This window comes from Anaerolineales bacterium (assembly GCA_003105035.1).
In the GTDB taxonomy this organism is placed as follows: domain Bacteria; phylum Chloroflexota; class Anaerolineae; order Anaerolineales; family UBA4823; genus FEB-25.
In genome coordinates, this window is sequence record PQAL01000002.1 from 120009 (window position 1) to 132516 (window position 12508).

General features: G+C 52.8%; 11 protein-coding genes. 4 read left to right on the top strand and 7 right to left on the bottom strand.

Features of this window, described 5'->3' with window-relative positions:
- Positions 1-3: 3 nt before the first annotated feature.
- Complete coding sequence (gene moaA / locus C3F13_00830) at positions 4-984, top strand: GTP 3',8-cyclase MoaA (GenBank protein PWB56648.1); 981 nt, start codon at positions 4-6, stop codon at positions 982-984.
- Between the two features lie 10 nt (positions 985-994).
- Here moaA and C3F13_00835 read toward each other — a convergent pair whose 3' ends face one another.
- From C3F13_00835 to C3F13_00845, 3 genes are all read right to left on the bottom strand, one after another.
- A complete protein-coding gene (locus C3F13_00835; protein PWB56649.1) occupies positions 995-1807 on the bottom strand; it encodes a DUF92 domain-containing protein in 813 nt (270 codons plus the stop codon).
- A gap of 12 nt (positions 1808-1819) precedes the next feature.
- Entirely contained in the window at positions 1820-2686 is an 867-nt protein-coding gene (locus C3F13_00840; GenBank protein ID PWB56650.1) for a hypothetical protein, read from the bottom strand.
- Positions 2687-2774: 88 nt separating this feature from the next.
- Positions 2775-3500 (bottom strand): hypothetical protein, encoded by a 726-nt coding sequence (locus tag C3F13_00845; GenBank protein PWB56651.1) that lies wholly within the window; start codon positions 3498-3500, stop codon positions 2775-2777.
- Positions 3501-3950: 450 nt separating this feature from the next.
- On the opposite strand from C3F13_00845, the gene C3F13_00850 reads away from it, so the two are divergent.
- Together C3F13_00850 and C3F13_00855 are read left to right on the top strand one after the other, a co-directional pair.
- On the top strand, positions 3951-5210 hold the full coding sequence (locus tag C3F13_00850; protein PWB56652.1) for a magnesium transporter MgtE: 1260 nt from the start codon (positions 3951-3953) through the stop codon (positions 5208-5210).
- A gap of 68 nt (positions 5211-5278) precedes the next feature.
- A complete protein-coding gene (locus C3F13_00855; protein ID PWB56737.1) occupies positions 5279-6532 on the top strand; it encodes an Mn transporter in 1254 nt (417 codons plus the stop codon).
- Positions 6533-6657: 125 nt separating this feature from the next.
- Here the strand turns inward: C3F13_00855 and C3F13_00860 are convergent, their stop codons facing one another.
- The 4 genes from C3F13_00860 to C3F13_00875 form a co-directional block, all read right to left on the bottom strand.
- Complete coding sequence (locus C3F13_00860; protein ID PWB56653.1) at positions 6658-8298, bottom strand: ribonuclease J; 1641 nt, start codon at positions 8296-8298, stop codon at positions 6658-6660.
- A gap of 149 nt (positions 8299-8447) precedes the next feature.
- Positions 8448-9041, bottom strand: a complete 594-nt coding sequence (locus tag C3F13_00865; protein ID PWB56654.1) for a GNAT family N-acetyltransferase — start codon at positions 9039-9041, stop codon at positions 8448-8450.
- Between the two features lie 201 nt (positions 9042-9242).
- The gene (locus C3F13_00870) at positions 9243-10502 is read right to left on the bottom strand and encodes an adenosylhomocysteinase (protein PWB56655.1); all 1260 of its coding nucleotides are present in this window, start codon (positions 10500-10502) and stop codon (positions 9243-9245) included.
- A gap of 33 nt (positions 10503-10535) precedes the next feature.
- On the bottom strand, positions 10536-11498 hold the full coding sequence (locus tag C3F13_00875) for a carbohydrate kinase family protein (protein ID PWB56656.1): 963 nt from the start codon (positions 11496-11498) through the stop codon (positions 10536-10538).
- Positions 11499-11686: 188 nt separating this feature from the next.
- Here C3F13_00875 and C3F13_00880 point away from each other — a divergent pair, with 188 nt between their 5' ends.
- On the top strand, positions 11687-12328 hold the full coding sequence (locus tag C3F13_00880) for an O-methyltransferase (protein PWB56657.1): 642 nt from the start codon (positions 11687-11689) through the stop codon (positions 12326-12328).
- Positions 12329-12508: the final 180 nt, after the last annotated feature.

Sequence of the window (12508 nt, forward strand, 5' to 3'; positions counted from 1 at the left end):
AGCATGGCACTAGATCGCTACGGAAGACGACTCCATTATTTACGAATCAGCCTGACTGATCACTGCAATTTACGCTGTTTATACTGCATGCCGGAGGAAATGATCTTTCGACCCTCGGCGGAGCTGATGCAAGACGACGAAGTCCTTTCCCTGGTACGCTTATTCGTCAGCCTGGGTTTCGATAAGATCCGCCTGACGGGTGGTGAGCCCACCATCCGCGCCAACGTGGTAAACCTGGTACAACAGATCGCTGGCATATGCGGTGTCAACACCCTCACCATGACCACTAACGGTGTGCTGCTCGCCAAGCTTGCCTTACCCCTGGCCGAGGCAGGTTTGCAACGTGTCAACATCAGCCTCGACACCCTGGACTCGGAAAAATTTCAGACCCTCACCCGCTGGGGATCTGTGGAAGACGTCTGGTCGGGTATCCAAGCAGCCGAAGTAGCTGGTTTGGTGCCGATAAAGATCAACGCTGTGGTGGTGCGCGGCTATAACGAGCAGGATATGGCTGAACTGGCCCGTCTCACCCTGGATCATCCCTGGCAGATTCGTTTTATCGAGATGATGCCATTTGGTGGAAACAATGATTTTCAGATGAGCCAGCTGGTAACCGCTTCTGAAATGCATGCGATTATTGAAGCCTCACTTGGGCCGATGGAGCCACTGAATGAAGGTGATCTGAATGGTGAAGCGAACATTTTCCGCCTGGCAAATGCGCGCGGGGATGTTGGTTTTATCTCTTCTGTCACTACCCCATTCTGTCACTCGTGCACGCGTGCCCGTCTAACCCCCGATGGTCACTTGCGGCTTTGCTTGCTTCGTGAAGGTGAAGTAGACTTGCTCACGCCCTTGCGCGCCGGTGCCAGCACCCAGGAGCTAGGTCGAATCGTCCTGGATGGCTTATGGCAGAAACCATGGGGTCACGGCCTGGCGCAGGGAATCATTCCGCTAAATCGCGAGATGAGTGAAATTGGTGGTTAACCAGGCTCGATCACCTGAGCAGGAACCACAGTCCAGCTGCCACCAGCGCTCCCATCAAGGAACACGCTAAATTCACGACATCATTATTAAACCAGTGCCAACCGCGTAGCTGGGTTGTCTTGCTGCCACACGAATGGCTCGGATGCCGCTCGGTTTCTTTTTCACAGGTTGGGCACCAGTAAATCGCCTGCACTGTTGCCCCCAGGATAGAATCGAACAACGACCCTGCCAGGCCTCCCAGGATGATGATGACCAGATAGCGAAACCAGGTTGTATCCAGGGAGAACAGGATTGCTACAATCCCCACCAGGGCTGCACCTCCCAGGGCTGCCACCGTCCCCAGCTGCGTAATGCCGCCTGAAGTACCCCGCTCGACTTGCTTGCCAGTGGTGATCATGCGGGGTGGGACCTTGCTCAAAACACCCAGCTCGGTTGACCAGGTGTCGGCGTTCACTGCTGCCATGGCACCTGCATATGCCAGCCAGATCCACTCGGGTTGGGGTAGGATAGTATAGGCTATCACCAGGCAAGCCCCCAGGCCTCCGTTGGCCAGCACCTGGCCCCAATCCCTGCGGCTCCCCTTGGAAAATTTCTCCGCCAGGCTGGCTTTTCGTTTTCCGAAAGCCCTGGATAAGGCACTGGATGAGATAAAAAAAGTCAGCAGTAAAACTGCCCAGGCAAACCCTCCCAGGCCAAAGATCAGCCCGCCGGTCAGTACTGCCGCCCAGGCTCCACTTTTCGAGAGCGCCCCAGCCCGCCAGGCTAGGGTCGCAACGAGGATTGCCAGAATTAAACCGATCAGGATTTGCTGGTATTGTGCCATGGTTCCAATCGACTATGTTGCTTGAATAATAAAGTACACTGCGCCTAAAAATAACAGGCTGGTAAGCGCCGAGCTGGCCCACATCAGGTACCCCAGGGATTGCGTGTCCTTCCTGCGATAGAAAAATAGCCCCAGGAGCAGGTCAGCGATGAAGAAAAAGGTGTTTAATACCGGGAGCAACAACAGCCGAAGTCCCGGCACGAATTCGACCGCTTGCCCCTCCGGGGTCAGGCGTAAAGCGGTCGCGGCGTGGTTGGGAATCACCAGGCTAACCCATACAATCAATGCCAGTGCCAGGAATGCGCTGGTAAATAACAAGATGCGGGCTGGGCGGTCAGCCCACGAACGGGAAAGCAGGAAAGTTGGGTAGATCGAAGCCGATTCGATAGGTGCCAGAGATCCAAATTCCGATAGCCTGCGATAAGTATTCAAAAAATTAGGGACATCGGCCGGTGAGATGGCAAACAGCCGGTCAATAGTGACGATCATCACCAGGTTCGTATCGCGCGAGGCAAGGTATTCAACCTTCTTGCCATCCGGCTGGGTTTGGGTACCCAAGACCGCGCCCGGCAGGCGGATCAACGGTTTGGCAAGCGCTATACGATTCTGATCTGTTGAGACCACCCACGCGATTGTGTTGATGGGTATTTCTTCCCGGCGAAGCCCCCAATACAGGCTGATGCCATCCCTTGCCAGGATGTAGCGTGCCTGCTGGAGCGCATACATCCTGTAGATCAACCCAGGCAGGATGGCAATCGCCACAATTGCGATTAACAAATATAAAAGGAATGTGGGTCCGGTTTCGGAAAGTGACGCCCTCCACACTCCGAAGGTTCCAATCAAGCCAAGCAGGATCACGCCACCACCGTGCAGGAGCATGCCATTACGGCGGGGTGGGCGAAAAATAAATACCTCTCTCACGAGAGGTATTATAGTCGAGATTATTTTGGGTATCAATTTGATGAGATTATTTGATTCCGTACGTCACACCTACTGATACGGTCAGAGTTAGCTGACCAGGGGAGATGGGTACGTTGGCTCCACCACCCGCAGCTGCAGCTTTGTTGTCGTAGTAAATCGGGCTGGGTGAGCTGCTGTAGTAGCTGATGTTCTGAACAGCTCCCAGTTTCACACCGGCGCCTGAAGCCAGTTGCTCGGCCTGGGCTTGGGCATCCGCCATAGCCTCATCGCGACCGGACGCCATGGCTGCTTCTTTGTTCTGGACATCGAAGGTGATGCCATAGATGCTGTTCGCACCGGCTTTGACACTTGCATCCAGGATGGTGCCGATCTTGGCGATATCCCGCATCGTCACATAGACGGTGTTATCGGTCATGAAGACAGTCCCTGTCACTTCTCCATTGGGTGAAGTCTGTTGCTGCTGGTAAACACTGAAGTTGGTGGTCTGGATATCTTTGGCATCCACACCCTGCGCTTTAATGGCCTCAATCACGGCCTGGGTTTGGGTATTGTTGGCAGCCACTGCCTCAGCAGCACTTGCAGCCTCACTGTGCACACCAATGGATACATAGGCAATATCAGGCGTCATGATCACTTGTGAATTACCAGTAACGTTGATCGTGCGCGGTTGGGCTTGGCCAATTGAAATTGAGGCGCTGCAGGCGCTCAGAGCCAGGGCAGCGATGATAAAAATTGATGGGATTAATAGTTTGGTACGCATTGTTACCTCCATGTAACTTGTTATGTTTCAATAAGACGATGGACTATTGCAGAATGTTCCTGTGATCCCTATTATTAAAAAATATGTAAAGGTTACCTCTTGCCTTCATCCAGCCGTGGTGCTATACTTTTTAGGTTGTAAACAAAAATCTATGACAATAACTATTTTGATGGACCATAACCAAGAATCAACGTTTGAAAGTACTAGCTCGATCGGTATCAACCTGCAAAACAAACTAGAGGATGACGACCGCCCTCCGAGTAGTCGGTGCACACTAAGGTGTGCGGTTAACAACGTGATTATACCTGCAGGGAACAGGAAGGCCTAAAAGGGTAAGTTAATTAATCATTAACTTCCCGGAAGTGGCTTGTTCTTAGCCATGCCTTCCGGGAAGTTTTTTAACCCCACACCTCCTGGGCCTGCTGTTGAATATTGGATGATCCTGTATAGTTCAGGAGGTGTATGATGTTATTCGCCAGTGAATTCATTGGGCGCCCCGTTGCTGATGCTGACGGCAAGCGCATCGGTAAGCTTAAGGATTTGCTCGCTGTCCGCCATGGTGAAGTGCCTCATCCTCAGCTGGTGGCTATTGAAGTGAAGCAAGGCAATACTTCGCTCTTTATCCCCATGCACGATGTGGCCGCCCTGATCTCTTTGGCTATTCCACTAAAGAAAAAAATATCGGATATCACCCCCTATGAGCCAGGCCCAGACGACTTGCACCTGGTGCGTGATGTTTTGGATAAACAGATCATCGATACGGATGGCATGCGGGTGGTGCGCGTTAATGACCTGGAGCTCACCCGGGTCAATGGCAGCGTGTATGTTGCCAATGTGGATATCAGCGGAGCTGGATTGATCCGTCGCCTCGGGTTGGCCAACCTGGCTGACAAGCTAAAGGCCCATCCTCGCACCACTGACTTACCCTCCATCATTTCCTGGGACAATATCGAGTTGCTCTCAGTGGATAAGCCGATGCGTTTGAAAGTACCTTCCTCCAAAATGGCAGACCTTCACCCGGCAGACCTGGCAGAGATCCTGAGCGACCTTACCCGCCAGGAAGGTAGCAAAATCCTGGAAACACTGGATATCGAGACACTGGCTGATACATTGGAAGAAGTAGAGCCCGAATTTCAAGCCAGCCTGATTGAGCGCATGCCTGATGACCGGGTAGCCGATGTGCTGGAAGAGATGGCACCTGATGAGGCCGCGGACTTGCTTGCCGAGCTGCCTCAAGATCGTAAGCAGGACCTGCTCGAGCTGATGGAGGACGATGAAGCTGAAGACGTCCGCAAGCTGCTGACCTACCCAGAAGACACTGCAGGTGGCCTAATGAACACCGAATTTTTTGTGGTGCAATCCCAGTATCATGCCTCACAGGTGCTGGAAAAATTACGCGAGACGGCCCCTGAAGCTGAAACCATCTACTATATCTACGTGACTGATCAGGATGAACACTTATTGGGTGTTTTTTCCTTACGCCAGCTCGTACTGGCCCAGCCAGAGGCCCAGGTGATGGATTTTATGGAGAAAAGGGTAGTGACGGTGGATCTGAATGATAGCCAGGATGATTGTGCCCAGGTAGTCTCCAAATATAACCTCCTGGCGGTTCCCGTGGTGGATGATCAGAAGCGCATCCATGGCATCGTGACCGCAGATGACGCCCTGGATAAGATCATCCCCACGGCCTGGAAGAAACGCCTGCCCCGTTTTTATCAATGATGGAGGGCTTTTAGCCGTCAGGATCGACCCTGGACGAAACGCCAATCTTTTGAGTGAGGGTTATGATTATGAGCCTGTGGCAGAGATTGAGACCATTCCGCACCCGCCTGGCACTACTGCTGGCCGTGGTCGGCCCCGGCATAATTACCGCTAACGTTGACAACGATGCCGGCGGGATCACTACGTATTCTGTCTCTGGCGCCCGCTATGGTTATGGGCTGCTATGGATGATGCCGCTGGTGTTGGTTGCCCTGATCATCGTGCAGGAGATGAGCGCCCGTCTGGGTGTGGTGACTGGTAAAGGCCTGGCAGATTTGATCCGTGAGCGCATGGGAGTGAGGATCACTGCAGTGATCCTGGCCTTGCTGCTCTTTGTAAACCTGGCGAACACCGTCAGTGAGTTTGCCGGGGTGGCTGCCAGTATGGAAATCTTCGGCGTCAGTAAATTTATTTCGGTGCCCATCGCGGCAGTTTTGGTGTGGCTGCTGATCGTTAAAGGCAGTTACAAGGCTGTGGAAAGGGTGTTCCTGGTGGCCAGTGCGATATATCTCACTTACGTTGCTTCAGGTGTGCTTGCCAACCCCGATTGGCAGGATGTGACCCAGGCCCTGGTCACTCCCTCCTTCCACCTTGATATCGGTTATGTAACCATCTTTGTGACCATCATTGGCACGACCATCGCACCCTGGATGCAGTTCTACCAGCAGTCCTCCATTGTTGATAAGGGCGTGCAGATTAAGGATTACGCTTACGAACGCGTGGATGTAGTGGTGGGTTCACTGTTTGCGGTCTTCGTGGCAATTTTTATCACAATTGCCTGTGCCAGCACCATCTATAAGAACGGGCTAACCATCGAATCGGCGAAGGATGCAGCTCTGGCACTCGGGCCATTGGCTGGGAAATATGCCTCCATCTTATTTGCCCTTGGATTATTGAATGCCTCGCTTTTTTCTGCAGCCATCCTGCCCCTTTCCACTTCATATACTATCTGCGAGGCTTTCGGGTGGGAAAACAGTGTCAGCCGCAATTTGAGGGACGCACCAATTTTCTTTGGGATTTACACCGCCCTGATTATCCTGGGGGCAGCCATAATTCTCTTGCCCATCCAATCACTCATTCAAGCGATGCTGATTAGCCAGACATTTAATGGGGTGTTGTTGCCGGTCATCCTGGTTACTATGCTCTTGCTGATCAATGATAAACGGCTGATGGGTAAGTTTAAGAATGGCCGCTTGTTCAATATCCTGGCGTGGATTACCGCCGTAGTGCTGATTCTCCTGGCGGGCATCTTAATTGTGGTTACTTTTTTGCCGGGTAAATAAACCCCCTAAAAATCAATTGCTGTCGATACAGCAGCGTCACCGATATTCATGTGCATTAAAAATAATAGAGACGCAGCATTGCTGCGTCTCTACATAAATTATCCTTTCTGCTCGTCAACTTGTATCTATTCTTTGCTGGTCGTTATGAAAATCATCGGCCGGCGTTTCGTCTCGTTGTAAATATAACCCATTAGGGTAGTGCGTAGGGTTTCTTTCAAATCCCCATTACCCCTGCGGATTGTTTCTCCGATCAGTTTATTCATCCCAGCGATCAGCTGGTCGGCATCACGAGTGACGATGAAACCGCGCGTGATGATCTCCGGCTCCTCTCGCAGCTGGTAGGTTTGGTGGTCAATTTTCAGGTTCACCAGCACAATTCCGTCACGTGCCAGGGCCTCACGTTCGCGCACCACCCCAGGGCCAATATCACCCACACCAGCGCCATCCACGAAGACATAACCGCCAGGCACACGCTCGCCCAGCCTCATCACCCCATCATCGAATTCGATCGAATGGCCGTTTTCAATGGTTGCCACACGATCCGCCGGGATGCCTAGCTCACGCGCCAGGTCAGCATGCTGGTGCAGGTGGCGCAGCTCACCGTGGATGGGGATGAAGTGCCTGGGCTTGACCAGGTTGATCAATAGTTTCTCCTCTTCCTGGCTGGCATGTCCGGATACGTGTACCGGTGCAATCGCGTCATAAATCACGCTGGCCCCTCGCCTGAACAGGCGGTTGATCGTTTTGTGCACACTTTCTTCGTTCCCTGGGATGGGATGGGAGGAGAGCACCACGGTATCTCCGCTCACCAGGTCGAACTGGCGGTTCGTACCGGTTGACAGGCGGCCGAGGATGGAAGATGGTTCTCCTTGTGAGCCCGTGCACATCAAGACGATCTCATTAGGTTTCATCTTGAGTGCCTGCTCGACGGACACTAGTAGTTTATCGGGGATTTCCAGGTAGCCCAGCTTGCGGCTGATGCGGGCGTTTTCATTCATGCTAGTGCCCACAAAGGTCATCTTGCGCCCATGGGCGATGGCAGCATTAGCCACCTGTTGCATGCGTGAGATCACTGAAGCAAAGGTTGCCACAATGATACGCCCGGGTGCCGTGCGGAATACCTGGTCAAGCGCAGGCTCGATCACTCGTTCAGAAGGTGTCCAGCCGCGTTTATCAGCATTGGTCGAGTCAGCCATCAAGACCAGCACTCCCCGCCCCGAAAATTCACCCAGCTTGGCGTAATCCGTTGGCCAGCTGTCCACGGGGGTATGGTCGAATTTAAAGTCTCCCGAGTGGATCACTAATCCGGCTGGGGTATCGATTCCCAGCCCCACGCCATCGGGGATGGAATGACACACGTGGAAAAAGTCCACACTGAATGGGCCGATCTGGGCATTCTCGCCCGCCTTGACGGTGTTCAAAGTCACCTGGCTGAGAAGCCCGCCGCGCGATAGTTTGAGCTCCACCAGACCACGCGTTAGCGGTGTGGCATAGATCGGCGCTTTGATTTGCTCAAGCAGATGATGAATGGCGCCTGTGTGGTCTTCGTGACCGTGGGTGACGATGATGCCGCATACCCGCTGGCGCTTGTCCAGCAGGTATTGAAAATCAGGGATGATGTAGTCAATCCCCAGCATATCGTTTTCAGGAAACATCAATCCGGCGTCAATGACGAGGATTTGCTCCCCGTATTCAACCGCCATCATGTTCTTGCCGACTTCCCCCAGCCCGCCCAGTGGGACGATGCGTAATTTTTTATCGCTCATGTTCTGTTGTTCTCATATTAATAAAAATTCTAAGGTGGAATTCCACCAATCAGTTCGTCAGATAAATATCCTTTTGATTGTAGCACTTACAAAACAATTCCGCAAAGGCAGTACCGTATTGTACTGGCAACGTTGCCCCATTCCCCGTTCTATTTCCCTGCCGCCAGGCGGGCTTCCAGTTTTAGCCTGACCGCAGGCCATTCCTGCGGGATCAGGCTGTAAATCACCGAATCACGGATGTGCCCGTCAGGGAGAATCATATGGTTGCGTAAGACTCCCTCTTTAACCGCTCCCAGTTTTTCGATGGCGCGCTGTGAGCGCAGGTTGCGTAGGTCGGTCTTCAGCCACACACGGATGCATCCCAATTCCTCGAAGGCGTGCCTGAGCAGCAAATACTTGCATTCGGTATTAACCAGTGTCCCCTGGTAATCCAACCCGTACCAGGTGCCGCCGATTTCGAGAGAACGGTCTTCTATCTCAATATGCAAGTAACGCGTGCAACCCACGGCTGCACCACTCGCCTGGTAAATGACCGTGAAAGGCAAGTCAGTACCCTGGGCTTGCTCCTTAAGGATATCCTGTACCCACTCAGTCAGCTGTTCGACAGTCTCAACCTTCCCATAACGCATGTATCTCCAGATCTTGGGTTCCAGGCCAACCTTCGCCAGACTTGGAATATGCTTCAGGCTGAGGGGTTCAAGCCGCACGGATTTACCAATGAGGGTGGTTGGTTCAATTTGCATTTTTAATTCTCACTGGTTCTATGGATGTACCGCCTTGGATATCTGCGGTTCACCGCCGAAGTTTTGCGATCTATTTCAGAAAATCAAGGTCACCCGGCGATTAGCCCAGGTATTATATATAACCAGGATGCGCGCATCTTCAGGCTCAAGTGAATTTCCTTGTTGAGACTGGCCTACCAGTTCTTGTCAAGCAGGTGGAGATTACGTGCCTTCCTCCCACGAGTTCAGGTATTTTTCCTGTTCTGGGGTGAGCCGGTCAATTTGGACACCCATGGCATCCAGTTTTAGGCGGGCGATCTCGCGGTCAATCTCCGCTGGCACGCTGTATACCCGTTTTTCCAGCTTGGAGGCATTTTTTACCATGTATTCCACGCTCAGCGCCTGATTGGCAAACGACATGTCCATCACACTGGCGGGGTGGCCTTCTGCGGCTGCCAGGTTGATCAGGCGACCTTCTCCCAGCAGGTTAAGCCGGCGACCATCCTGCAGGATAAATTGCTCCACAAATGGGCGGACGAGACGTTTTTCCTGGCTCATATTTTCGAGGGCTGGGATGTTGATCTCCACATTGAAGTGGCCCGAGTTGGCAATGATGGCACCGTCCTTCATCATCTCAAAGTGATGCTTGTCGATCACGTTCAGGTCACCCGTCACGGTGACAAAGATATCACCAATCTTGGCGGCTTCATTCATTTCCATCACCCTGAAGCCATCCATCACGGCCTCTAAAGCCGGCAGAGGGTCGATTTCAGTAATGACCACATTGGCACCCATACCGCGTGCCCGCATCGCCAGGCCACGTCCACACCAACCGTAACCAGCGATGACGAAGACCTTGCCTGCCAGTAAAATGTTGGTGGCGCGAACGATGCCATCGATGGTGGATTGGCCCGTGCCGTAGCGATTGTCAAAGAAATGCTTGGTTTGGGCATCATTCACAGCCATGACTGGGAACATCAAAGCCCCATCGGCTGCCATAGCTCGTAGGCGGATCACCCCCGTAGTGGTTTCCTCCGTGCCGCCCAGCACGTTCCCGAGCAGATCACGGCGCTCTTTGTGCAGGGTGCTGACCAGGTCGGCTCCATCGTCCATGGTGACGTGCGGCGCGTGGTCAAGGGCAGCCATGATGTGTTTGTAATAAGTCACGTTGTTCTCGCCTTTGATGGCGAAGGTGGGGATTTCGTAGATATTGACCAGGGCTGCGGCCACATCATCTTGAGTTGAGAGCGGGTTTGAAGCCGTAATCACCAGGTCAGCCCCGCCAGCGTGCAGGGTCTGGGCCAGGTTGGCAGTCTCGGTGGTGACGTGCAGGCAAGCCGACATGCGTACCCCTTTCAGGGGTTGCTCCTTGGTAAACCGTTCGCGGATCAGGCGCAATACAGGCATTTCACGCTCTGCCCAGTCGATGCGCCGGCGGCCTCCTTCAGCCAGGGTAGAGTCTTTAATGTCGTAGTTTTCCATATCGTTCTCCCAAGTTCCCGTTCTTGTTATTACCTATGATTTCAACAACTTGTCCAGCTGCCCATGATCAGTGAAGTGCTTCCGAAATCGGGTGACAAATTCCGTGAGCGTGTAGCAATGCCCTTGTGTACCTTCACATTCCAGGCAGTAGGTGGCAGCCAGGGTCCCCATCTGCCCGCAGATCTGCGGGTCGAGCCCATGGCTGAACCCGGTCAGGAAGCCTCCCCGGTAAGCATCCCCCACCCCTGTGGGATCGACGATTTTCTCCGGCGGTACCACAGGGATGAAATATTGGTCATCCCTGGAATATACCGTTGAGCCTTTGCTGCCTGCAGTCACCACCATGAATTGAAGGTGTTTCATCAGGTCACTGGCTGACATTCCGGTCATCTTTAGCACCAGACCGAACTCATAATCGTTAACGAACAGTGCCAGGGCTCCTTCTATACCCATTCGCAGCTCGCCCCCGGTCAATCTGACAATCTGCTGGCTGGGGTCGTAAAGGTAAGGGATACCCAGCTCACGGCATTCAGCCACGTGCTGTTTCATCGCCTCAGGGTCATTGGGGCTGATGACCACCAGATCTGGTAGTGGTCCTTGCCAACTGCGAAAGCTCAGCTGTGCGCCATAACTCATCGCTCCTGGATAGAAGCTGGCGATCTGGTTGTTTGCCCGGTCGGTGTTGCAAAAGAATGAGGCCGTTACTTCACCAGGGATAACTTTCATCAGTGTGGTGTCAACGCCATTGCTCTCCAACCATTTCCGGTATTCCTCGAAATCCTCACCCACGGTAGCCATGATGTGCGGTCGCTCTCCCAATAAGGCCAGCGTATAGGCAATGTTGGGGGCGATGCCTCCGCGCCGTTTTCGATAAGAATCAACCAGGAAGCTAAGGCTGATTGAATCCAACTTGTCGGGAAGGAAATGATCCCGGAAGTATCCTGGAAAGGTCATCAAATAATCGAATGCTACCGAGCCGGTAAGGATGATATTCATTAAAATTTCTAGCCTACACAAAAAGACGCCCTCGTGCGAGAGCGCCGGGATGTGGTGAAGCGCATAGAGTTTAACATGGGACGGCATGTTTGGGAAGGGGATTGTGTGCCCAACCCAAACAATATCCAGGCCGCAAATCAGACAAAATTGGGTATAATTGCGTTGCTTAGTTCGAAAAGAGGGAGATCATGAGCGACTTACACGATTTTTATCAGATAAACGATTACCTTTCCGCCCTGGTACCCGAACGCTCGGAAGAGATGCGGCAAATGGAGACTTACGCTGAGCAAAACAATTTTCCCATCATCGGCCCAGTGTGCGGGTACTTATGTTACCAAATTGCCCGTATGGTCGGGGCGCGGGCGGTGTTTGAAATGGGTTCAGGCTATGGATACTCAACGGCCTGGTTCGCAAGGGCCGTGGTGGAGAACGGAGGCGGCAGGGTGCACCATACCGTATGGGATGAAAAATTATCCCAGGAAGCCCGGGTTCATTTAGAGAAGCTGGGATATGCAAGTTTTATCGAGTATCATGTGGCCGAAGCGATCGATACCCTGGAACATACCCTTGGACCCTTTGATTTAATCTTCAATGACATCAACAAGGAATGCTATCCCGAGTCTGTGCCGATGATCCGCCAGAAGCTGCGCCCAGGAGGTGTGCTGATCGTAGACAATCTACTTTGGGGTGGACATGTATTTGAGCAGAACAGAGGCGATGCCAGCACCGAGGGGGTTCGTGAATTCACCCGCTTGCTGACTACAGATCCGGATTGGATTTCTACGATTATTCCCATTCGGGATGGGATGCTGCTGGCTTTCCGTTGCTGATCCGTTGCCACCGTCAAGGCCTCTTGAAATCCGGAGAAAGAGTAGTATAATTCAGCAATTCATCATATCGCGTTGACCGGGACGAGTATCTGGCAGGTATCCGTCAGAGATGGGAGACCAGTGGCTGAAAATCTCCCTCGGTAAGTACCAGAGAAAACCTCCCGCGAGCGTAAACCCCAA